The 24861-nt window shown below is 41.2% G+C and carries 16 protein-coding genes; 9 read left to right on the forward strand and 7 right to left on the reverse strand.

Going from position 1 to position 24861, the window contains the following annotated elements; all coding sequences use genetic code 11:
• Window positions 1-121: 121 nt before the first annotated feature.
• From AC4II3_RS09900 to AC4II3_RS09915, 4 genes are all read left to right on the forward strand, one after another.
• Entirely contained in the window at window positions 122-1609 is a 1488-nt protein-coding gene (locus AC4II3_RS09900; RefSeq protein WP_488010982.1) for a M16 family metallopeptidase, read from the forward strand.
• A 102-nt stretch (window positions 1610-1711) separates the two neighbouring features.
• Entirely contained in the window at window positions 1712-2929 is a 1218-nt protein-coding gene (locus AC4II3_RS09905; protein ID WP_488010984.1) for a glycosyltransferase family 4 protein, read from the forward strand.
• A 553-nt stretch (window positions 2930-3482) separates the two neighbouring features.
• Window positions 3483-6251 carry a pentapeptide repeat-containing protein gene (locus tag AC4II3_RS09910; protein WP_488010986.1) on the forward strand — a complete coding sequence of 923 codons (2769 nt, stop codon included), beginning with the start codon at window positions 3483-3485 and terminating at the stop codon, window positions 6249-6251.
• A gap of 181 nt (window positions 6252-6432) precedes the next feature.
• On the forward strand, window positions 6433-7545 hold the full coding sequence (locus AC4II3_RS09915) for a cell wall hydrolase (RefSeq protein WP_488010988.1): 1113 nt from the start codon (window positions 6433-6435) through the stop codon (window positions 7543-7545).
• Window positions 7546-8164: 619 nt separating this feature from the next.
• Here AC4II3_RS09915 and AC4II3_RS09920 read toward each other — a convergent pair.
• From AC4II3_RS09920 to murJ, 3 genes are all read right to left on the reverse strand, one after another.
• Window positions 8165-8830, reverse strand: a complete 666-nt coding sequence (locus AC4II3_RS09920; RefSeq protein WP_488010990.1) for a DUF1822 family protein — start codon at window positions 8828-8830, stop codon at window positions 8165-8167.
• 150 nt (window positions 8831-8980) lie between these two features.
• The gene (locus AC4II3_RS09925) at window positions 8981-9373 is read right to left on the reverse strand and encodes a hypothetical protein (protein ID WP_488010992.1); all 393 of its coding nucleotides are present in this window, start codon (window positions 9371-9373) and stop codon (window positions 8981-8983) included.
• An 861-nt stretch (window positions 9374-10234) separates the two neighbouring features.
• Window positions 10235-11857 carry a murein biosynthesis integral membrane protein MurJ gene (murJ, locus tag AC4II3_RS09930; RefSeq protein ID WP_488010993.1) on the reverse strand — a complete coding sequence of 541 codons (1623 nt, stop codon included), beginning with the start codon at window positions 11855-11857 and terminating at the stop codon, window positions 10235-10237.
• A gap of 170 nt (window positions 11858-12027) precedes the next feature.
• On the opposite strand from murJ, the gene AC4II3_RS09935 reads away from it, so the two are divergent.
• Window positions 12028-13206, forward strand: coding sequence for a DUF3095 domain-containing protein (locus tag AC4II3_RS09935; RefSeq protein ID WP_488010995.1), 1179 nt, complete (start codon window positions 12028-12030; stop codon window positions 13204-13206).
• A 90-nt stretch (window positions 13207-13296) separates the two neighbouring features.
• Here the strand turns inward: AC4II3_RS09935 and AC4II3_RS09940 are convergent, their stop codons facing one another.
• The 4 genes from AC4II3_RS09940 to AC4II3_RS09955 form a co-directional block, all read right to left on the reverse strand.
• Window positions 13297-13605 (reverse strand): hypothetical protein, encoded by a 309-nt coding sequence (locus AC4II3_RS09940; RefSeq protein ID WP_488010997.1) that lies wholly within the window; start codon window positions 13603-13605, stop codon window positions 13297-13299.
• Between the two features lie 130 nt (window positions 13606-13735).
• Entirely contained in the window at window positions 13736-14683 is a 948-nt protein-coding gene (locus AC4II3_RS09945; RefSeq protein WP_488010999.1) for an MBL fold metallo-hydrolase, read from the reverse strand.
• 345 nt (window positions 14684-15028) lie between these two features.
• Window positions 15029-15856: an Rpn family recombination-promoting nuclease/putative transposase gene (locus AC4II3_RS09950; protein WP_488011003.1), complete on the reverse strand. Its 828-nt coding sequence runs from the start codon at window positions 15854-15856 to the stop codon at window positions 15029-15031.
• Between the two features lie 293 nt (window positions 15857-16149).
• Complete coding sequence (locus AC4II3_RS09955; RefSeq protein ID WP_488011005.1) at window positions 16150-17532, reverse strand: aminopeptidase P family protein; 1383 nt, start codon at window positions 17530-17532, stop codon at window positions 16150-16152.
• 439 nt (window positions 17533-17971) lie between these two features.
• Here AC4II3_RS09955 and AC4II3_RS09960 point away from each other — a divergent pair, with 439 nt between their 5' ends.
• The 4 genes from AC4II3_RS09960 to AC4II3_RS09975 all read left to right on the forward strand — a co-directional run bounded on the left by AC4II3_RS09960 (window position 17972) and on the right by AC4II3_RS09975 (window position 24681).
• Window positions 17972-18436, forward strand: a complete 465-nt coding sequence (locus AC4II3_RS09960) for an ABA4-like family protein (RefSeq protein ID WP_488015549.1) — start codon at window positions 17972-17974, stop codon at window positions 18434-18436.
• 415 nt (window positions 18437-18851) lie between these two features.
• Window positions 18852-21293, forward strand: coding sequence for a dynamin family protein (locus AC4II3_RS09965; RefSeq protein WP_488015547.1), 2442 nt, complete (start codon window positions 18852-18854; stop codon window positions 21291-21293).
• 88 nt (window positions 21294-21381) lie between these two features.
• Window positions 21382-22260: a hypothetical protein gene (locus tag AC4II3_RS09970; protein ID WP_488015545.1), complete on the forward strand. Its 879-nt coding sequence runs from the start codon at window positions 21382-21384 to the stop codon at window positions 22258-22260.
• Window positions 22261-22389: 129 nt separating this feature from the next.
• Window positions 22390-24681: a dynamin family protein gene (locus tag AC4II3_RS09975; RefSeq protein WP_488015543.1), complete on the forward strand. Its 2292-nt coding sequence runs from the start codon at window positions 22390-22392 to the stop codon at window positions 24679-24681.
• The last annotated feature ends 180 nt before the right edge of the window (window positions 24682-24861 follow it).

Genomic DNA, 24861 nt, shown 5'->3' on the forward strand with positions numbered 1-24861 from the left:
ACCTTAAACCTTCAACCTCCTAACCTTAAACCTTCAACCTCCTAACCTTAAACCTTCAACCTCCTAACCTTAAACCTGCTAACCAGCAACTATTGATCGCATTACCCATGACTAATGACCAATGACCAATCTAAAATCGAAAAGCCAAAATCCCAAATACCTGAAATGGATCGGGCTACTGGTGGTGACAATGCTAGTGGTAGTGCTTGTGTCTCGTCTACCAGCAATAGCTGATACCCCACGCCATTACGATGAATTAGACTTTGACCCGTTACCACCAATTCAGCTACCGGACTACACTCGCTATGAGTTAGATAATGGGATGGTGGTATATCTAATGGAAGACCATCAACTGCCTTTGGTGAGTGGTACAGCAATGATTCCCACGGGCGATCGCCTTGAGCCTGCTGACAAAATTGGCTTAGCCACTATAGCTGGGGAAGTGATGCGTACTGGTGGTACCACTGAACACTCAGGCAATGAGTTAAATGTGCTCTTAGAAGAAAAGGCAGCTTCGGTGGAAACTAGTATTGACACTAGTGTTGGCACTGCCAGCTTTAGTGCTTTGAGCGAAGATTTGGACTTGGTCTTTGATTTGTTTGCTGAAGTTATTCAAAAGCCCGCCTTTGCTCCATCTAAGCTGGCCTTAGCTAAACAGCAATTAGCAGGACAAATTGCGCGCCGCAATGATGATCCTGGTGATATTGCTTCTCGTGAATTTAAGAAACTGATCTACGGTGATACTAGCCCCTATGCCCGCACGATAGAGTATGAGCATCTAGACAATATCTCTCGCGATGATTTAATCAGTTTCTCACAGAAGTATGTATATCCAGAAAATATGATACTGGGTATTGTAGGGGATTTTGACTCCGAAAAAATGCGATCGCTAATTGAGGAGAAATTTGGGAGTTGGAAATCTGCCTCTGCGCCAGCACAGCCAAAGGTGCCAGACGCATCCCAGGCTCAGGTAGGGGGTATATTTTTTGTGGATCAACCTCAACTGACCCAAAGTAATATTCAAATGGGACATATCGGAGGTAAACTCAATAGCCCTGACTACGCCGCCCTTTCTGTATTAAATGAGGTGATGAATGGATTTGGGGGCAGACTATTTAACGAAGTGCGATCGCGTCAAGGTCTAGCTTACTCGGTCTACGGGGTTTGGAGTGTTCGCTATGACTATCCGGGTCTGTTTATTGCTGGCGGACAAACTCGCTCCGAAACCACGGTACCCTTTATTAAATCCGTTCTAGATGAAATCCAGAAATTGCGCACTAGTCCGATTACCTCAGAAGAATTGGCTAAGGCAAAAGAAAGTGTTCTCAACTCCTTTGTGTTTAATTTCCAGAAGCCAGAGCAAACCCTATCTCGGCTGATGCGGTATGAATACTACGACTACCCAGAAGATTTCATCTTCCGTTATCAAAAGGCAGTGACAGGTACTACGATTGAGGATATACAGCGGGTTGCTGAAAAGTATCTCAAACCTGATCAGATTGTTACCGTAGTTGTGGGCAATGCTTCCCAAATCAAACCAGCCCTGACTAGCCTTTCCAATGACGTTACCGTCTTAGATATTACGATTCCAGAACCACAAAACAGCTAGTAAATTAATGGCAAATTGTTCATGGTTAATGGTTAATTAAGAAAAAATCAGAAAAAATCGATTCACCATTTGCCAAGTACCATTTGCCATTTGCTATTCTCAATGCGTATTCTATTCCTACATCCCAATTTCCCTGCCCAGTTTCGCCACATAGCAACTGCTTTAGCTAAAGATAACCGCAACCAGGTTGTCTTTGGTACCAGGCGCAAGGAAGGGCAACTGCCTGGAGTGCTCAAAGCTCTTTACAATACCTCTAGGGAAGTACGTCCAGAAACTCACCACTATGTTAGACCCTTAGAAAATGCCGTACTTCAGGGTCAAGCTGTCTATCGCTTAGCCAATCAGCTAAAGGCTAAGGGATTTGTTCCTGATGTGATCTATGGTCATTCGGGTTGGGGACCAACGTTATTTATTAAAGACGCTTTCCCCCAAGCCAGATTACTGTGCTACTTCGAGTGGTTTTATCATGCCCATGGCACAGATGCTGATTTTGATCCATCCGAGCCCCTCAACGCTGACGATGAAGCCCGGATTCGGATGAAAAATGCACCGATTTTGTTAGACCTAGCCAGTTGCGATCGCGGATTGTCTCCCACTTACTGGCAGCGCCAGCAATTTCCAGCCGACTTCCACAACAGAATTACTGTGCGTCATGATGGGGTAGACACCGAGTTCTTTAAACCCAATCCAGGGGCAAAGTTAGTACTAAAACAGATAAACTTAGATTTGTCTGAGGTGGAAGAACTAGTCACTTATGTGGCACGGGGCATGGAACCTTATCGAGGTTTTCCCCAATTGATCGAAGCAATCGGTATCCTTCAGCAGCGACGTCCTAAGTGTCATGCTGTGATTGTCGGGGAAAATCGGGTGGCTTATGGTAAAACCCTACCGGATGGCAAAACTTACAAAGACTTGATGTTAGAAAAAGTACCCCTTGACCTAGACAGAGTCCACTTTACTGGTTTACTTCCTTACTCAGAATACTTACAAGTCCTTCAAGCTTCCTCTGTTCATATTTATCTTACCCGTCCTTTTGTTCTGTCTTGGTCGATGCTGGAATCCCTTTCTACAGGTTGTTTGGTAGTAGCGTCTGATACTCCCCCAGTGACAGAGGTGATTGAAGATGGGATTAATGGTTTGTTAGTAAACTTTTTCTCTCCAGAGGAAATCGCCGATCGGGTTGAGGAAGCTCTCGACCATCCAGAACAGATGGCTGGTATTCGCGCTAAGGCCAGGGAAACCATTCAACAGGGTTATGATTTAGATCAGTTATTATCCCAGCATTTAAAGTGGATACGAGAAAGTGGGTTGAAGGATTAAGGTTGAAGGTTATAAGGTTGTTCGCGTAGCGCATAGGTTATCGGGTTGAACGCGCACCCGTGGCCTTTTGGCCAAGGTTTAAGCTTTAAACTCAATACTCAACAATCAACTTAATCTTGAGAGGAAGATATATCCTTGCTACAGGGTCTCAGTCGTTTTATTGATTGCTGATGTTTTACAGACTCAATTTACTAATCAAAACCTAATTTAACGTCAGTTTTGGTTAAGGGGAAGCAGGTAATACTTATTCTAGGCGGAGGTAAGGCTTTTTGGGAGCTTTGGCAATAGGCAATCAGCCCACCGAAAAGATTAATCAGACATAGCATCAGCAGGTTTTCTATACTAAGCATGGGGCAAGCGGGGGGTTGACGGTTGGCACTTTCAGCCTACCCGCTTCGCTCCTTCTTATCCAAAACTGATGTTAGACCAAATCCTGTTACCATAACCCCCTTATCCCCATAGCCCTAGATTGCTGGCATAAAAAATTTTAGCGATTTTTATAAAGGGGTAATGACCAAGCGGATTTGGTAGCGGACCCCGTTAAGAGTAAGATATGAAAGCCAGAGTAGTTTTGATGAGATATGCAGCAGGAGAAAGGGACTTTCGCCGTGTAAATCTCAAAGGTCAATCTTTCAAAAGTCAGGATCTTTCAGGAGCAGATTTTAGTGACGCAGATATTCGAGGGACAAATTTTACACTGGCTAACTTGATAGGGACAAACTTCAGTGGTGTAAAAACAGGACTTCCAAATTATTTAAAAATCCCATTAGCGATAGTATTAATACTTGTAGCAGCTTTTTCTGGAGTTACCTTAGCAATTGCTAGTTTTTCTGCTGCATCTTTGCTGACTCCCAAAGCCATAGAGCAATACGGCATACTTCCCATTGTAGTAATTGTAATACTATGGGTTCTTTTCCCAATTGTCACTATTTACCAAGGTTTAGAAAAATCTCTTGGCGTTGTTGGTGTCAGTGCCGTGTGTGCAGTATCTATAGCTGTAGCTCAATCTGGCACAGTAAATGAAGTTTGGTATGGTGCTGTGGCTGGAGTAGCACCAATAATTAGCTTGGTGGTTTTAGCGGGTGTTGTAGCTAGCGCTCTAACTATAGCTGGAGTAGGTGCTTTAGCTGGAATTGTGGCAGTAGTTGTAATTTTTACTGTTACTCCGACTGCAACTTCGCCGAACATTATGGTTATAAATGTTGCTGTTGCTATGGTTATAGCTATAGCTTTGCAGGCTACCTACATAGGTTGGCAAGCCTTAGCTGGAAATCATAAATATATCTACCTGGGTCGAATTGCTATTACATTTGCTGCTACAGGTGGTACTAGTTTTCGACACGCTAATCTAACCAATGCCAATTTTAGTGGAGCAGTACTCAAAAGTACAAATTTGGAAGCTAATCTAACTTGCACTTGCTTTAATAATGCCAAAAAACTGGATCTAGCCAGAGTTACAGGAACTTACCTTGATCACCCTGATGTTCGGCAATTGGTGGTTACACGAGAAGCACAACAAAAAAACTTTAACCGCCTCAACCTAAGAGGAGTTAACTTAGCCGGAGCTAACCTCGTAGATGCCAGCTTTATGGCCACAGATCTCAGTGAAGCTAACTTGCGAGATGCTAATTTATTCAGAGCTAAGTTGGTACAAACGCAGCTAGACGAAACAGATTTAACAGGTGCTAATCTTACAGCAGCAACTATTGAAGACTGGGGTATAACTAGTCACACTAAGTTGCATAGGGTCAGATGTGAATATGTCTTCATGCGACTGCCAACTATAGATGACCCTAACCCCCGTCGCAAACCCGACAATTGGGAAGAAAAATTTAAAGATGGTGAATTTTCTGACTTTATCACTCCTATCCTCAAAACCCTAGACCTCTACCACAACCAAGGAGTTAACCCCCGTGCTATTGCCATTGCTTATAGACAGCTAGTAGAAAATAATCCAGAAGCAGACCTGCAAATTGTGGCAATGGAGCTACGAGGAAAAAATAAAGATAAGTTGTTACTCAGATTAGAAACCTCAGAATTAACAAGTCACTCTGAACTGAGTAGAGATTATTTTGATAATTATAATCAGCTCAAATCTTTACCAACAGAGCATTTGTTATTACTACTATCTAAAAAAGATAATCAAATTAATCGGCTAGAAAAGATGATTGGTACTGCTATCAGTCCTGATCGATCAGAAATGATTTATCCCGTAAACCAACAGCATAATAAGTTAGTTTTAATTATTTTGGGTTGGGGTGACTCGGAGAACGGTTTTCAATCTGTTATAGCTCAAATTTGGTTAGAAGATGTTAAGTTACTTGCCTCCTGCCAAGGAACTTTGCCTTGGGACACAAAAATTATTCAGCTCTATCAACGGTGGCAAAAAATTTATAGGTATCAGAGTATGGTCAGCCGACAACTAAAGCGTCCAAAAGATAATTTGACTGATATCTCACCAAGACAACTGCATCAAGTCAGCCAAGACTTGCAAAGGCACCTCAATATTTGGCTCAACTCCGAAGGATTTCGTAATATAGCTGATACACTCCGGGAAAAACTTAACGAATCCGACTCTGTAAGGATGATCATTCAAACAGAAAATATTGAACTGCAACGCTTACCGTGGCACTTGTGGAATTTTTTTGATAGTTACCGCCAAGCAGAAGTAGCCTGGAGTTTGCAATCTGGAGTAAACATTACCAAATCAATAGTTTCCAGAAATCATGTCAGAATATTAGCAATTCTAGGAAATAGTGAAGGCATTGATGTACAAGAAGATAGAAGGGTGTTAGAAAAACTACCCAATGCCGAAACAGAGTTTTTGGTAGAGCCAAAACGTTCAGAATTAAATCAGCACCTTTGGAATGAAAAAGGTTGGGATATACTCTGTTTTTCTGGGCATAGTCAAACCATAACCAATGGCAGTAAAGGTCTGATTAATCTCAATAAAATAGAGCAACTAACCCTGGAAGAGCTGAGGAATGCTCTGAGAAAAGCTATTGAATACGGTTTGCATTTAGCAATTTTCAACTCCTGTGATGGCTTTGGTTTTGCACGCCAGCTGGCAGATTTGCCCATTCCCCAGGTTATCTTTATGCGAGAGCCAGTGCCAGATGTAGTGGCGCAGGAGTTTTTGAAAAACTTTCTCCAAGCTTTTTCCCGTGGTAAATCTTTATATCTTGCTGTGAGGGAAGCACGGGAGAAACTGCAAGGTATGGAAAATGAATTTCCCTATGGCAGTTGGTTACCAGTGATTTACCAAAATTCTACTGAAGTACCGAAGACTTGGAAAGATTTTACCCGGGTCAGTCATAGCTAAAACGGAAAGAATTAAGAACACTGCATAAACTACATCTACACATAAACTACATCTACACCAACCTACGTTGTGCTACAAACCCAACCTACGTTGTACTACAAATCATGTTAACGATAGCTAGCATTAAATCACAGACAAAACACGATTAAAAAAATTGCGTGTCAATAAGGTCTAGAAAGCTATGACACAAACAGCAGTAAAAGTTCTTAGCCAAGATACACTAGCAGCACAAGTTGTTGCTTGCTGTGAAGTAAGGGAATACCAACTTCACAAACGAGAGGGAGACATCAATATTATCGGTATCGAGGGAATGAACCTCGATGGCACTTTCAACTTGGATAGGCGGGATCAGTGGAATGACCTGGTAGGGATACTCTCCTTCAACCAAACTGGCGAACCTCATTTTGACATCCTCTGCAAAGCCACGACAGAGCCAGGGCATTATTACACATTGATTAATTTATTGAATCCTAAGGGAGCTGCTCGTCTGGACACTGGCTATCACAAACAACTGTGGCAAGTAGGGACACACAAAGGCTATGAAGCTTTGGCACAGAAGAGCAATACAGCCCGTCTGGTGCGTGATAAAAATCGCAATTTTCTTAGGGACGATAAAATAACCTATGAAATTGGGAAAGGGATTAATCTTCACACTACTAAGAGTAAAGGATGGAATGGGTCTGTCTCCCCTGGTTCCATTGGTCGGTGGTCGGCTGGATGTGTAGTGATTTACTATCCTGAGCAATTCCTCAAACTAATGAGCCTTGTCAAGGATAGTCGCCAGTATCGAGAAAACAGAAGCCACTCTTTTGACTTCATCCTGCTGTGGTCTAGGTGGTTAGAGGATACCAATCAACCAAGCCAGCCCAAGGCTCAAGCTATCTCTGCTACACCAGAAGATATTGAGATCATGGCTAGGACAATCTGGGGAGAAGCCAGGGGTGAAAGCTATGAGGGTAAGGTTGCAATCGGTTGGGTAATTCGCAACCGTGCATCCAAATCTCCTAAATACAATTGGTCATCAAAGATTAGCCAAGTATGCTTGCAAAAATTCCAGTTTAGCTGTTGGAATAAAAATGACTCTAACCTAGTAAAAATAAAATCAGTTACAACTTCAGATCCAACTTTCAAAGAGTGTCTTGAGATTGCCAAGAAAGTAGTTGCTGGAGAACTTGCTGATATCAGTAACGGAGCAGACCATTACTATGCTAACTACATCAGAAGACCTTACTGGGCAATTGGTGAAACTCCTGTAGCAAAAATTGGTGTTCACTTATTCTTTAGGTTGGTTTAACTTACCATGTTGTTTAGTTAGTACAGGTCTGTCTTTTAATTGATCAGAAATATTTCTGTACTACTTTGCTATTGGTGATCCCAAGCTTAGATTTTTCATAAACTCCAAATTATTGCAGAAGGGGGAGGGGATGCATTGCGCCCCCTCCCCCTTCATGTTATTGGACTTTATAAAAATAACAACGTTGAAAATATGGTAAATTGTTGGGTGCGATACTCATTAATTGCTTGACCATATCTTGATAAAACTCAATTGGTAAGTGATTCGTAAGCACTGGCAAGACTTATGTCCCATCGTTCTATCTATTCAACCCGAAAAAATATCTTCAGATGTTTTATTTAGGGTTTGCTGAAACAGTCTTTTGGTATGAGTAGGAGTCAGGAGTTAGGAGTCAGGAGTTAGGATAAATGGGAATTATATAGGAGGTAGAAGGAATAATTGTCCCTTTATTTTTCTGCTCTTGTCTGCCCAAAATGCTAATTTTTTGAGCTTTTTCGACCGATTTGCTGGCACTTTTTTCGACCAAAAAAGGCTAAAACCTTTATCTGTCAATGCTTTGAGGGTTAATCAGCAAGCCCTAATTATCTGTTAGCGATTGCCAAGCAGTGTTGGCACACACTTAAATCTCAAATTTTTCTTCTACTCTGACCTCCTCTAGGGTGAATTTGATGCTAAATTGACCTTCGCTAGCATTGAATCGCAGTCCGAGCCAAGGATCTTCTTCGTTTGCTTGTAGCTCCTCAAAAACATCATCTAATTCATCCAGCACCGTAATTGTTAAGCCTGGTGGCAAATACTTTGTTAACCCACATGGGCAAATTTTGATGATAATCTCAACTTCACCATCCTCATTTGGTGGAGATAGACTAATTACAAGTACTAGGGTCACAGCATCACCTAAGTTGATCTGTTTCGCTCGAATAACAGCTTCGCTAGGTATTTCATCACTAACAGATCTATAGGCGGCTGGTGCAACAACTGGGAATAATTGCCACTCTGGAGAAAAGTTATTTTGAAACCATTGCCTCAAATTGAGTCCTTTCTTCTCCCTTCCAGCATTTAATGAGAATAAAGTTGTGGATGTTGGGTTTTTATGTGATGAAATGGAATCAGGATTTTTGTGTTGAGAAGCTACCTGTAATTCTAATACAGGAATACCGAGACATTTTTCTAGTTCACCTGATTGGAACAGAGATTGAAGCTGCTCAAATTGTTGATAATTGCCTTGCAGGACTAGTACAGTATTTTGCTCTTCATTCTCACTCATGTAATTATTGCTCATCATCTGTTTTTCCTTCTTCATAACTTCCCACTAGTTTCATCGTGCCATTGCCAATCATTTGATTAATTTGATTAACTATTTCTTGATTAATTTGATTAACCATCTGTTGATTAATTTGATAACTCCTAGGTATTTTAAGGGAAAGATGGATTTCTAATAATTCTTCAGAACTCCTTCTATAGCCATAACGTTCAAGATAAAGTCTAAACTGTGCCCAGTTATTAATTTTTTTTTTGTTATTTTTTGAGCATATTTAAACAATGTTTTCGATAAATCAGCTTTGAGATGTCGCCTCCTGAGTTTAGCTTCAATTTCTTCAACACTGAAACCAAAAAGCAGTAAAAACAACCAACATATTTGGTGAGGAGACAGTTCTCTCATTTCAAGTTTTAAGCCAATTTTTCCATCTTCAAAATCTTGTTGAGCTTTGGCTTTTGCGAAATCTTGCAAAAGCCTATCTATGTGCCACTCCTGATTTACCATAGGACACTCACTGCAACTGATTGGGTAGCTAAAAGCTGGGCATTCTTTTTCTGGTGAAACCATTATATTCAAGAACTGTTATTATTGTCTGTATATTTTTGTTAATTCAGTAACCACAGGTTGAAATGCTTTCCAAAGAGCATGCATGTAGGTTGTCAAAAATAACCAACATTCATTGTTCCACAAGAATAACCCCTAGTAAAAGCGATCGCTAAACCAATCCATCCAGCAACCCTGTAATCTCACCCTGATCACGTCCCCCGTTATCGGTTGATGGAGTAACTCAACTGCGTAGCCACCTACAACAATGACAACTCTCTAGGAGAGACATTAGACAAACCGCTCTGATTATAGGCTAAGTGAGACCCGATACAGAGTGCAACTAGGTTTTCAGGGCGATTATCCTCTAGAATCCGATTCTAGTGATCTGGGGGGGTTACATGCAAGCTGAAATCTTTACTGGGTAATAATTTCAGCCCATAAGTTACTTAATCGGTGCTTTTTTCGTTGGCGAATTTAATTTGCCACGGGTCGCACCCTGGTTGACTGAAAAAAGTTTACGAGCAAAAGCCTGAAACTCTTTATAGACAAGGATTCTAGAGCTTACAGGAAATGCACTTATGCATTGATCGTGTTGGGCTTAAGATTTTCAGCTTGATCATTTGCCTTCAAGCCTTGCCACTAAAGAGCTTCGCAGGGTTCGTTCGGAAAGTGCTGAAACCCTTGTTTAGCAGTCAATCTGAAATGTTTTGTCAGTCAACCAGGGTCGCACCTCTGCATCACTTATTCAAAAGCACCGATTAAGTAGAGTGGCACAGACTTCGAGGCTGTGAACTAACCCATAAGCTGATAGCTGACATATTTTCAGAATAGTATTTTGAGTCTGCCTTTCTCAGCTGAAGACCTAAACAGGATTATATACTGTTAACGACCCAGCTTCTGGCGCACACGAGCTACAAACATATCGACTTCTGGTAACTTCAACTGAGTTGCTAACAAACCAAATATACCTAAGCCTACTAATCCAGCTAAACTCAATTGCAGCAACTTTACCCAAATAATACTGGTTTCTAATAGTTGCTCACACCCCCAACTTACTCCCCAACTTACGGCACCAGCTATTACACTACTGACAGCTAAACCTAGAATTGGCAACATCCACTCTTGCCAAGGTAAGCCATTTAGCCTGCGGTTTAATAGCCATAACAGCACTACCATGGAAAAGGCATTCACACCAATGGTGGCAAATACAATACCGGGTGTGCCAAAGGCATCAATTAGAAAATAATCTAGTACAGCATTGAGAATAATATTAATCACACTCAGACGAAAGGGTGTCTGTCCATCTCCTAAACCATAAAATACCCGCACTAGCACATCCCGTCCCAAGTAGACAAACATGCCCATCCCATAAGCCATGAGCACTGATGCGACTAACCGAGAAGCATTAGCATCAAAGGCTTGACGCTGATACACTACCTGCACGATGGGCATGGCTAAGGTTACCATCAATGCACTTAACGGTAACATTGTCAAGGCAGTAAGCAGAATTCCCTGGCGAATCCGTTGCTTGAGTTCTGGCCAATTTTCGGGAGCGGCTAGTCGGGAAAATATCGGCAGTAGGGGGACTAGAATAACATTGGAGATAATGCCTAGAGGCGTATTTACTAAAAGATTGGCATAGTTTAAGCTAGCAGCAGCAGCATCGGCTTGGGGCAGAAAAGAGGCAAAGAATAAGTCGGTGTAGACATTTATATGCAGCATCCCAGAGGAAAAGGTGGCCGGAGCCATGACCTGCATCACGTCTTTGACTCCAGGGATACCCCAGTTAAATCGTAAGCGTATTTTACCTAGGCCACTGCGCCACTGAGCGATTTGCTGCACTACCCATTGAAGAGTTGCTCCAGCAAGGGTACCCCCAGCTAAGACAATCCCACCGATCATGGCAAAATCGGGATTACTAATTTCTTTGCCCAACTGTAGGGCTAATATTCCTAAGCCAACAATGACGGTGATGCTGGAAAATAAAGGACTGACGGCGGGTAGCCAGTATTGATCGCTAGCATTGAGAGTACCAAAGCCAATACCAATTAATCCGGCTAGCACTGCCATGGGTGCCATAATCTGTAATTGCCGGATTGCGATCGCTCTTACTTCTAACCCTTCTGGGGTATCCTGAAACCCTGGTGCTAGAACATCAATTAAGACTGGAGCAAATAGCACTAGAGCAATGGTTACCAGTAACAGGATGCACGCGACTAAGGTAGTTACTGTTTCCACCAGCCGTGGGGCTTCTGATTTATCTCGTTTAGCGAGAACACTAACTAAGGCGCTATGAAACGGTCCGTTAATGCCACCGAGGAGGATTAATAAAAACCCAGGGATAACGTAAGCATAGCTGTAGGCGTTGATAACTGGACCAACTCCAAAGGCTGCTGCCATGGCTTGTTGGCGAACTAAGCCAAATACTTTACTAATAATGGTGGCTACTGCGACAATCCCGGCAATGCCAGCTAGGGAACGAGTGTTTTGTTTGTTTTCAGACACAAATCGTTAAAAAAAATCAATAGTTAACTTTATTAGTTTATTCGATATATTATTCTTAACCTTTAACAGTTGACGGTTGCTATGGTGTAGCAGTTATTGTGGTTTTATATAAGTCACTTTCCGGGTGTTCTCACCCTAGTAAAAAGTTTGTTATTCCCTTATATTCAACCATGACTACAGACTTTTTTTATGCTAATTTACCTCTTTTAGAAAACTTCATTGATATTACTGACTCTCGGAAGTTTAAATCGGTTCCCAGGAATTGGTATGTGGTAATTACCGATATTATGGGTTCGACTCAAGCTATTGAATCAGGATTATACAAAGAGGTTAACCTATTAGGAGCCTCCTCTATTGCCGCTGTTTTAAATATAGCAGGTAATTTAGACATTCCTTTTGTGTTTGGGGGAGATGGAGCAACTCTTTTGATTCCTCCTTCTCTGTTTGGTCCTACTCGGGAAGCGTTGTTAGCCACTAGTCAGCTAGCCAGGGAAGAATTTGGGATGGAATTGCGGGTGGGTGCAGTACCTATGTCTGAAATAAGAGTTAATGATTATGATGTTAAAGTAGCCAAGCTCAAGGTATCTGACAACTCTTATCAGGCTATATTTACTGGAGATGGTTTGAGTTATGCTACTGAATTGATTAAACATCCAAATACGAGTCACCTCTACCTTTACCAAAACCTTAGTAATAATGCTAAAGCTGATTTTTCTAATTTGGAGTGTCCCTGGCAAGATATTCCTAGTAAATATGGTGAAACGATCAGCTTGATTGTCAAAGCAACGTCTAATCAAGGAGATTTAGCTAATTTAACTTATCGAGAAATTATTAAAAAAATTGACAATATTTATGGAACTGAAGAGGTTTTAAATCCAGTTGATGAAAACTATTTTAAGCTAGGGTTTAATGCTCAAAAATTGCGTGCTCAAACTTGGCTGTGCGCCCAGTCGAATAAGCTGAGCCATAAGATGCTCTATTTTTTTAAAATTTGGTTTAAAAATATCTTGGACTGGTTGTTGATGACGTTGAAGGTGAAATTTCCAGATGGAGACTGGGGAGCCTATAAACGAAATGCTATCGCAGCAACGGATTACAGAAAGTTTGATGATATGTTACGCATGGTGATTGCTGGCAATGAAGCACAACGAAAACAATTAACAAACTATTTAGAAAAGAATTATCAACAAGGTAAGTTAGTGTATGGTCTGCATATTTCAGACCGAGCACTGATGACCTGTCTGGTATGTGAGCACCATGGACGCCAAGTACATTTTGTGGATGGTGCAGACGGAGGCTACGCGGTAGCTGCGAAGGATATGAAAGATAGACTGAAGCTGTGTGCGTAGGGCATTAGCTGATAGCTGATAGCACCTCAAGTAGCGTGCCCATAGCGCTAATCGCTGTTCGCTGATAGTTAATAGAATGATAGCAAATAATTACACTGGCTTAATAGTAACGTCTTCATAGTCGGGATGTCTAATAATAAAGCATTTTGCGCCAATAGTGATTTGGGCAATCTGGGATGAAAGCTTACACAATCCATCCCTTACTTCTGGATTTGGACAGTGAATGATTAAGCTGTCAGTAGCAGTAACCCACTCTAGCTTACAGAGTTGAGTTAGAGGAATGTCTGTCTTAATTTGGCTTAGTCCTTGACTCAGTTGTTTAAATTTCTGTAGCCATTGGGACTCTTGTAAGTTTTTCTCTAGTTTGCTTTTTAATGGGTCTTCTTCTTGATTAGTCATGATCTAGCGTTTCTCATAGCTATTTTGCTGTTTGGGTGGTGGGTTACGGGGGTGGGCTATTTCAAAGCTGGCGAAGAGGCAGAAAATCAAGGTTAGCCCACCCCTAACGCACCCTACGCAACTGAAAAGTTCAACGCTCAACGGTAATTTGCTTATAAGCTGTTTCGATATTATCTTTGTATAATCCTTGGAATTTATAAGTCTTATAAGCAGCAGGGATTTGGGAATAGTTGGCAAGAACTTGTTCTTGAGTCAGAGACTTTTCTTTCCAAGTTAACGCCAATTGTTCCAGTTGATCTAAGTAAGTTTTTAAGGTGTCTAAGCCACTGCTATCGGTAATCGGACCATGGCCAGGTAAGAGACGCGCATCGGGATAGTTTGCCCTCAGCTCAGATAAAGTACTCTGCCATTTACGAATATTACCATCCCCAGTGTAGGGAAAGCGCTGATTGAACAAGATATCACCGGTAAACATAATTTTGGCATCGGGAACATAGGCCACAATATCTGTTCCCCCAGAATGACCTTCTACTTGTTCAATTTCTACGGCGCGATCGCCTAACCAAATCTTACTCTCACTATTAACTATTACGTTTGGTGGAGTAGGATTGGGGTCGTATTGTTTGTTACGATCTTCCATGAATTCTCGAATTGGTCCCCGCCCAATGATGGGGATACCTTTAGCTTTGGCAGCGGAATTACCACCAGTGTGGTCAAAGTGATAGTGGCTGTTGAGAACGTACTTGATCGGTTTATCGGTTAAGTCTTCAACAGTTGAGAAGACTAAGTTAGCTAGTGCTTCATTCTGAAATGGATCAATTACCAGGACTCCATCGCTACCAATCACAATCCCAGCATTACAAATTGCTGCGTTAGGGTCTTGGGCGGGAAAGTCTGTACTAGCGATTAGTCCGTAAATCCCAGATCCTAATGTTTCTAGGGTTAATCCTGCTGTTTCCAGGGTGAGGTTACCGGATGTTGCTGATTGACTTTGGGAGTGAGATTGGCAGCTAATCACTCCAAAGATTGTGAGTAGGGTGGCTAGACCTAAGATTAAGCACCGACGCAATGTGTTCATTAGTTATTGGTCATTGGTCATTGGTCTTTAGTTATTGTATAGCAGTTCTTAATTGGGTGAAGGGCACAAGTTGTGGATGTTAGGGAGTGGGGAGTAGGGAACAGGGAACAGGGAACAGAAAAAAATCCTGTGTACCTGAGGTACGACCCGTTCACGTAGCGTCGGCTTTGCCGATAGGTGCGACCCGTGATGGCGAGCAATCCCTTGACCGTAGGTCACGCGGGGCGCGTTCGCCATCACGGAAAGCGCACCAAAGCGCGAATTTAATAATTAGATGCGGAAAGCGCACTTAATAGTTATGAAAAACTCTGTATAGTCAAGCATAGTTTGTGGTCAGGCCCACTACTACTGCTGATCCAACCAAACCGCTAAATCCGTTGCTGTCTCAAAATTCAACAAGGCTTCACTCAATTCCTCCAATCGAGTAATGGATAATCCCTCAATTCGCTGTTGGAGCACAGGGTCAAGTAAACCTAACCTCAGGGTTAGTAAACGGATAACAATTAATACCGCTTCCTCCTGCTTGCCGCGCTGGCGTCCCTTTTGGATAATATCTTGATAGGTGACTGATTCTTCCATAATTTCCTCGGATAACAATCGACGGACTAACTCTTTCTCAAACCGTAAACCAGCCAGTACATCCACACAGGCCGCTAGGGTTCCTCGTTGACCTTGTTCTTCAATTCTATCGACTTCAGCAACGACTTGCTCTAACAATAGATTAGGCCGATTACTCCTAGCTAAAGTGGCCAAGGGTAATAGAGCCCGATTGGCCAACAGTGGTTGAGGGTCTTGCTCCCACAGACGAATTATTCTATAACGATGCCAGGTGTTAGTATCCCTAAATTCGTTATTAAATACCATCTGTGATCTCGTAGACTTGAGAAAAATTACCACCTGCTCAATGGGACATCGGTACTTTCGTTGTAATCTGACCCAGTAGTCCAACATCCGAAATGGTAATGGTGGCTCGGATTGGGGTAGGGTTTGAAATTCTAGGTGCAGAATTTGGTTAGTACTTTGGAGTAAACTCAGAGCATCAGCTTGAATTGGTTCAGCACTTAATTCCGTTTTAAGTACCTGAATATCATCAGGTGCCTCACCCAATACCCACTGAAAAAACTCCGATGGGTATTGTTCTGCTAAGTATTTACAAATGTTATCGTAAGCCAAGGCAAATTCTTCAAAGTTAACACTATCTCAGACAGTGTAGTGAATACCAGCAAAAAAATTGATCGCACCTGGATCTTGTTTATTGATTCAAGTTATGATATTCGAGCACTGATGATTTAGATAAGATCTAAAAAAGACCTGATTAGATCAGATCTTTTCAAAATCATGTCTGTCAACGTAATACCACCATGTAAGCATTCAGCTAATAGCTGATAGCACCTCAAGTAGCGTGCGCGTAGCGCTTAAGCTGATAGCTATCAGCACCATTCACCTGTTCACCCACACCCGAAAACTTATGCTCCCCTAACCAAATCCTCAACTGCCTCTAGATTAGTCGGTAAGCCAGCGGTCAACACCTCTGCTCCTGTCTCGGTAATCAACACATCATCTTCAATCCGAATTCCCCGCACATCATCAAATTCTGCCAATCTATCCCAATTAACCACATCTTTGTAGGTTGACCGTCGCTCTGGGTCATTTAAAATTCCTGGAACTTGATAAAATCCTGGTTCAATTGTCACCAACATTCCTGCTTCCAACAGTCGGTCTAGTCGCAGGAAGCCCAAGCCAAAGCGATCGCTTCTTTCCCGTCCTGGTGCATAGCCTGCCAAATCCCCTAAATCTTCCATATCATGGACATCTAATCCCAGCAAATGACCAACACCATGGGGAAAGAATAAAGCATGGGCATCCATTTCTACTAAATCCGAGATGTCTCCTCGCAGAATCCCCAAATCTATCAATCCCTCAGCCATCACCCCTGCTGCTGTCATATGAATCTCTCGATATTCCACCCCAGGGTAAAGATTCTTGATACAGAAATCATGGGCTTCTTTGACGACATTATATATATCCCGCTGAGTAGGGGAAAATTTACCAGTCACCGGCCAAGTACGGGTAATATCCGCCGCCCAACCCATAGGGGTTTCTGCTCCTACATCCGCCAGCAGTAACTCTCCCGGTTGCAGGGAATGGTGATACTCACCATTGTGGAGCACTTCCCCATGAACCGTAACAATACTTGTGTAAGCACGGGTCATATTATGGGCAATAATTACCGATTCCATCGCTCCCCGCACGTCCGCTTCCAGTTTAGCCTTGGGAGTAGCTGCCATTCCCGCTTTATGAGCAGCAATCGAAACCTCAGCCGCTTGGCGCAATTCCGATAATGCCCCCTCGTCATGGTATAACCTTAGGGATATAATGGCTTTCGCTAAATCCAAGTCAATCCCTTCTGGAGCATCAGCGGCTCCCACAGGACGACCTAATAGTTCCTGTTGTTGGGAGTAAGTAGTGGGATTTTGAACAGCAATGGTTGCTGCTCCCTGAGAATGCAAACGCAATTCTGAAAGGGAAAAAACCCGATTAGCCCCAATCATCTCAGCAATTTCCTCAGGTGAAGGCGTTTCTCCGTGCCACAACGCACTACCAGGGGCTGGCTTATCCATAAATAAATCCAGTTTGCCATCATTGAGGCCAATTACCGCATTAGTTAGGGGTAAACCAGCAAAATACAAGAAGTGACTGCTAGCCCGAAAAGGGAACGAATTGGCTCGGAAATTCCGAGGACTAGGATGTCCAGACCAGAGCATTACCGGAAAATCCACCAGCTGAGCCAGTTTTTGACGCCGTTGCTTTAGTGTAGTGGCTAAAGAGCCGTCTTGGTTGTTAATCATCGGATTTATAATAATTTATTGAACCTTTACCGTTGAATAGTTATAGCTTAAATTCCACAGGTCTTGTGGAATTTGTTCAAAATTATCCCCAGGGGCGACCTAATAGTAAGATGTCGCCAGTGATCGCGTTTGGGACGAGCAATAACAATGTTATTGGTCTAACCAACATCCAACTGTGGAAAATGAACCTGAACAGATTAGCCTAACAGATTAACACAACAGATTAATGCGAACCCATCATCTCCAATGCTCTGGCTAACACTGATAGCAGTTATCATAGCTATGAAGTCACAATATTTTTTCCCTACTCCCTGCTCCCTACTCCCTACTCCCTACTCCCTGCTCCCTGTTCCCTAAAACCAATAACTTTGCACCTCAGCGAATTGATAAATTCTAGATAATTGCTATATTAAATAGTTGAAATCTTAAACTCAGAAATATGGTTATCGCTCAACTGTTTAATATTGCCAATATCTTCGTTTTGCCCTTTTGGCTCCTAATGATTTTATTTCCAAATTGGGGCATGACCAAGCGAGTAATGGAATCCTATCTTCCCTTCGTAGCTCTAGCAGGTTTGTATATTTACTTATTCATTAATAGCATTACACCAGAATCAGCCCAAGCCTTATCGAATCCTCAGTTAGCCGATATTGCCCACTTCTTTAGTGACGAAACCGTTGCTGCTACTGGCTGGATACACTTCCTAGTTCTGGACTTGTTTGTAGGGCGTTGGATTTATTGGCAAGGGCAACAGGCTGGTATTTGGACTATTCACTCCCTAGTGCTGTGCTTATTTGCAGGACCAATCGGACTACTTTCTCATATTATTACCGCTTGGGTTACCAAGAAATCTACCTCAGATACTCCCTTAGACCCTGAAACTACCAGTCCATCACAGACATAATCAGCGTTTTTTTATTTGATTTGTAAACACAGGTATTGCTAAAAAAGGCAATAGCCAATAGGCAAAAGGCAATAGGGAAAAGAGGTCTGGAGTTTTATTGGACAGTCAAAAAATACCTTTTAGGTTTACATCTCATTTAAAGCACTACCCATTCAGCTTTTGAACTTGATACAAGTTCAAAAGCTGTTATGCCTGTTGCCTGTTGCCTGTTGCCTTTTGCCCTTGGGCGTAGCGCTATGTCTTTGCCTAGATTAAGAAATATTTCATTTTGTAAGTTATATTGACGGTTTTGTAGTATTCATGTTAGCTTTCTAGAAAGCTTAAAAAGCTAAGTAAAGGCTTAAACTAAGCACTAAAAAATGCTAATAGGTTGCTCTACTATCGTTCCAACTCAACACTAAAGGCTTTGAGCATAATGAGAAGCAACATCAAAAAGATTTTTGAAGCTGTTGAAGAATCGATTGGGAATGTTTACAAGGAATGGGGTAGTTTTCAGGAGCAGATTCGTGAACAGCTACCCGCAGAATACTATAGTGAACTCGAAGAGTTAAACAGCCAATTCCAGGTGGCGGTACGTGAATTAGTAAAAGAACTCAGTGAACCGGTTCTTACCTTAGCGACAACCGGGACAACTAGCAGTGGGAAAAGTACCCTGGTCAACTTCTTGTGTGGGGCAGAAATTGTCCCAGTTGCTGTACAAGAAATGAGTGCAGGGGTTGTGATTGTAGAATATAGTGAAACGAAATCTCTGAAAATTGATCAAACCCCAGGGGCACTTTGGGAATGTGGAGAATGGCAAAATCTCACAGACGAAGACATTTATGACCGTTTAGACCAAGTCATGAAGTCCTATCTTCAAGCTAATCGAGACGGAAAAACCAGTGTTGCTTGTCCACAAACAACGATATATTATCCTTTCCGGCTTGTAGCTGATCCTAAACTGCTTGATTTGCCTGAAAAAACCAAAGTGCGAATCATGGATCTTCCCGGTTTAGCTCATGTGGGTGATGAAGGGAATGGCTCTGTGATTAGAAAATGTAAAGAAGCCTTATGTATAGTTACCTATAATAGTGCAGAAACCGATAGACAAAAAGTTAGTAACTTACTTCAAGAAGTGGTTGATCAGGTCAAAGAACTAGGAGGCTCACCAGCCCGCATGCTCTTTGTGATGAATCGGATTGATGAGTTTCGTAAAGACCAAAATTGGCAGGATAGTGAAAGCTCTTTTTTTAAAAGAACTGTTCACGATATCAAACAGAAGTTAACCAAGGAGCTAGAAGAATATCAAGAAGATATTAGTGCTTTACAAGTCATCAGAATGAGTGCATTACCAGCTTTATTGTCGATTCAGATGAAGAGTGCTAATCAGCAAAAAAGCACTCAAGCATCTAGAAAAATTGACAGTATGTTTAACTTCTTAATCCCAGAAGATATTATAGAAGATTTACCCAGAAAAGTAGAAAAATGGGAAAACCATCAACGCCACCATGTTGCCGAGAAGGTTTGGGAAGCCTCTTACGCAGAGGAATTTCAGAAATACCTGAAAGACCATATCGATCAAAATTTTCCACAATTAGTTATTCCACAAATTGTAGACCGCTTTAAAGCTAAAGCAGCTAATGCAGTAGCAGAATGGGCTATACAAACAACTTATGCTTTTATTAATAGTTCAGAAGAAAACTACCAAAAAGAATGTGATAATATTGCCCGAATTCGGCAAGACATCAGTCAGTTTATTTCACAAAAAGCTCAAGAACTAAGAGGGCCTTTTGAACAGATTGAAAATGCTCTAGAAGGTTTAATGGAAGAAAGTGATCAAAGCGCTTCGCCAGAGCAGGAATCAATCGATCCTAGAACAAGGACAGATCAGATTATTGCCGATATTATTCGCGAACTAAGAGAAAGCTCTTATCAAGAGCGTGCAGACAGCTTAGTGCCCCTTTATGGATGGCGAAAAGCCATGACAGAAGGGGTAGAGGAAATATTGGAACCTGTAATTGAGTCTTTGGATAACGGCAAACTCTGCTTAGACAGTAAAACCCTTCAAGCTGCTAATCCGACAATGTTAAATCTTTTAGAAGGAACAATTAAAGATTTAATTGAATTAGGATATTCTCCTGAAGTAGCTGAGAACGGAAAGGAGTTCCAAGCACGTACTGATCAAGAAAAACGTAATCTCAGCAACCTCAATGATAAGTTAAATCAGTTAGCTGATATCTTGAAGCTTTTGATCAATGAAGCAGTAAAAAAAATATTAGAGCGAGAAATGAGGAGAGTGCGTGATGCTTTGGAAACCTTGTTGAACGCTTACTTATCTATTCTGGAAGAAGGAATGAGCAGTATTGCCCCTAATATAGGGATTAGCTTTTCCAGGTCACAACTGGTGAAAATTGACATTGAACTTCAGCCAAGCTTTGAATTTAAAGCAGGATTTCCAATTGTAGAAGGAACATGGTTAGACTATGTTGAAGTTCCAAAACATAAAAGAGACTGGTGGTCTCTCTGGCTTTGGAAAAGAAAAGCATATTATATCGAAACCAAAGAACGCTCTAGTGATAATGCTCACTTACCAAAAACTGAAGACATCCTGAAAGGATGGCTACTGCAAAAAAATCAGGCAGAAGTAGAAATTTATAGTCAGGTCGCCAATTGGTTTATATCTCAAATCAATAGCTTTATAACTGGAGTTGAATCTTCTCAAAAAGAAATTGTAGACCGTTATCAAGAGCGCCTCGACAAAGCCCACGATCAAGCTACACTGTCTCATCAACAAGACTTATCGATCTGGAATCCCCTACAACTGGAAGCTAAACAAATTGAGGAGAATATTAAGAAAGCTGGAAAAGTCCTGAGGTAGTTTATCTTGATTTTGTAAGCTAATAAAGTAACCTGTTTAAGTTACTAATTTTTATGATCAGCTCCAGCATGAGGAGTACGACAATGAAATGAATCAAGACTACCAAGAGCCCCTAGCAACTTATCAAGAACAGTTCAAGGAAATTTATGCGGCTATTAAAAATCGTGATCGGGGGTATCTCTATGCAGCGATCACTTATCTAGACCCAGAGAATAGTGAAGAAATTTGTCACTATTTTGGGATAGATAAGAATTCAACTTTCAACAATGACTTCAAATTTTGTAAATCTTACTTGTCAAGTCCAATTAAGGATTTATTATTAAATCATTTATTTTTACCATTTTTACCAGAGGGAATACCAAAAATAAAAGAGGATATGGAAAGTAAAGCAGTAGAATTGATGAAAATTATTGATCCGGTTAAAGATAATGCAAAAATTTTTACAGTAATTATTACTGTAGCTTTCATACTTACGGCATTATATATTTTAATTAAAAACTTAGAGCAAAAAAATAAATTAAATGAAAACAGAAATCTAAGGCCACCTCAAGTAAACAATAGAAACCGATATTTAGAGCAAGCTCAACCTAGGGTTAATGAATTACCAAGAAAGCCTTCTGTTTTGTGCTTAGTTGTTCCTTCTCATCAATTAAGTGGCTTGAATCAAGGTTATCCGATTTCTTCAAATCGTGTTAAAGAACTTATCTCCTCTGCGTCTTATTTTTTATGTGATGGTTCAGTCCAAGCTATTGACCAAAAAGTTAACCTCAATATCAGTACAGAAAATATCAATTATTCCAGTGAAGAATATGCTTATATCCAGCTGATAATTTTTGAAGGTGAAGGGATGATTGCTCAGGAGACAAAATACAGTCTTAAGAAAAATCTACCTGATGGCGATGCTGAAATCGATAAAATTGCTCGTCTTACCAACCTAGATGGTTTAGAAACTTTTATCTGCGCTTAAGGAATTATAGCAATTCTGTTTCCCATAAGGTACCAAGGGATCCCCCTAAATCCCCCTTAAAAAGGGGGACTTTGAGGTTGCTTAGTGTACCTGATACATGCAATAAACGCTATAAAATAGATTATAAAAATGGATTGGAAAACTGCTTCATCCTATTATGAAACTCGTTTGGGTGACGCCTTAACTGTGCTGCGACACGCCGTTGATTTAGCCAGGCTTCCTCAAGCCGGAGTTCCTGCTCACCTCAAAGAGGTTCTGTTGGAAGAAGAAAAACCCGCTCGTCGTCAGCTTGAACGCTTGAAGAAGCGAGAATTTCGGATTGCTGTTGTGGGCTTGGAAAAGGCGGGAAAAAGTACCTTTGTCAATGCCTGGTTAGATTGTGATTTACTGCCAGCAAAAGCGGGACGTTGTACCTTTACAACGACACAAATTTATTCCGTTGAACAAGATTCTCAGCAAAGGCTAGAAGTTGAGCCTAAAACCGAGGAACAATTTACTAGTCTGTTGCATGAACTGGAGTCAGAGTCTAAGAGTAATTCTAAGCATAGAGATGGAGCTAAACAAGATTTAGAGACAATCCAAAAATATGAAAACACATTAAGACAAGTTCGTAGCGAAGGTCGGAAAACTATCCCATTTAGTCGCCTTGAAGACATTAACAAAGACCTTAACAAGTATGTTGCTGATGAGCAATACGCCCATGCAGTATTAGAAGCTAGACTGTATACTAATAAACTCGCCCAAGCTGAAGGTATTGTTTTCTATGATGTGCCTGGATTAGACTCAGGTTTAGCCAAGCATATAGATGAATCTAGAGAAATGCTCTCAGATTGTGATGCTGTCATTGTTGTGCAGCAATTTTCTAGTATTCGGGGTGCAGAACTTCAAATTGTTGAGTTTACTGAGCAGGGTGACAAGAATGTGACAGTTGCAGATAAACTTTTCGTTTTCTTGAGTCGGATTGATCAGTTTGCTAGTCCAGCAGCTCTTAAAGAACATCTGGATGTAGCATCAAAAGATTGGTATCAACGATCACAATTACCTCCTCAGCGAATTGTCCATGGTTCAGCGGGAGCTTATTTAGTATTAAATGGTTTGGCTAATGAACAAACATTTAAATGTGTTGGCAGTCCGGAATCAATTTTAAATAAGCTTAAATCTCTCACAGGTATCGAAAATGAGGAAGCCTTAAGACAGGAAGGGACTGGTATTCAGGAAATTAAGGCTCGCATTACTGATTATATTAATAATGAAAGGGTTACTGTTTTAGAAAAACGTTGTGACGCTTTAATCACCAAAATATTAACAACATCAAAAGAAATTTTTGATATTGTTAGTAAGCGTTATCCTGAGAATCCAGCCGAAGCCAAGCGATTACAAGAAAATCAACGTCGTATTGAATTTTCTCAGTGGTGGGAAGAAAAGTGGAAAACGATTAAAGCCGACCTCAGCGACTATTATAATGATAATATTCGGAAGTCTACGGCAGCAGGGGAAGAATCGCTTACGTCAGATGTCGTAGAAAAATTTCGGTCTCGATACCTCGAGGATATTGAGACAAAACTTGAAGAAATCAAGACCAATAACGAACAAAGAAAACAGCGAATATTTAAGGAAACTAATGCCGGTGTATTTGATGCTAAAGTAACTGACTATAACTGGCGGAAAGAACTTTCTGGTACCATTAGCACCCTCTTAGTAGATATTGCTCATCAACTTGCTCTGGAAATCAAGGAAGAAGCATTAAAGTTAGTTGACTATCTGACCACGTTACTCTGGAAAACCCAGGAATTAGAGCAGCGACTTATTGGTAATCCCGAGGAGTTTGTGGAAGTCTTAAGTCGAAGTTTGACGGCGTTATTTCTTCGCTTTGCCCGTCCGGTTGCGGAGTCCTTAATTCCTGGCCCTTTAGGTAGTGAAACTCGTCAGCGTATTGTGAAAAGACTGGGAGCGGATATCGAACTAGTGGATAATTACTACAGTGGGGAAGAGAAGGCTTTCAGCGTGCTAAAACGATATGTAAATCGTGGGTCAAAGTTGCTCTATGATCCCAAGCTTCGCCATGAGCTATTAGGTATTCGTGACGTCTCTGGGGATGTGCCACCAAAACCTACCAATTCAGCGGAGGAGGTAATCTTGGAAGTTGAAACGGATATCAAAGCGTTTGAAACCTATTTGCGTTTGGCTATTTTTGAAGCCGCAGGGTTTGAGCAATTTTGCCTACAAGAACTTGATGAATTGCGCGATCGCTTTATTCGATATGAAGCCGTGTGGCGAGGAGTAGCCCAGAATGAATGGTTAGAAGAAAATCCTTTATTAATGGCTGAAATACCAGAGCATTTAAAGGCTCATGAAGTGAATTTAGAAGTTAGCGATCGCTTACGCCAGTTATCTACTGCTTTGAAAAACATCAAGGTTTAGAAAAGGAAACTTAGAATGCAGAATGTAGAATTAAGAATGTAGAATGCAGAAGGTAGAAGTCTCAATTCTTAATTCTCAATTCTTAATTCTACATTCTCAATTCTCAATTCTCAATTCTTAATTCTCAATTCTTAATTCTTAATTCTTAATTCTTAATTCTTAATTCTTAATTCTTAATTC

It is taken from the genome of Moorena sp., from assembly GCF_982860115.1.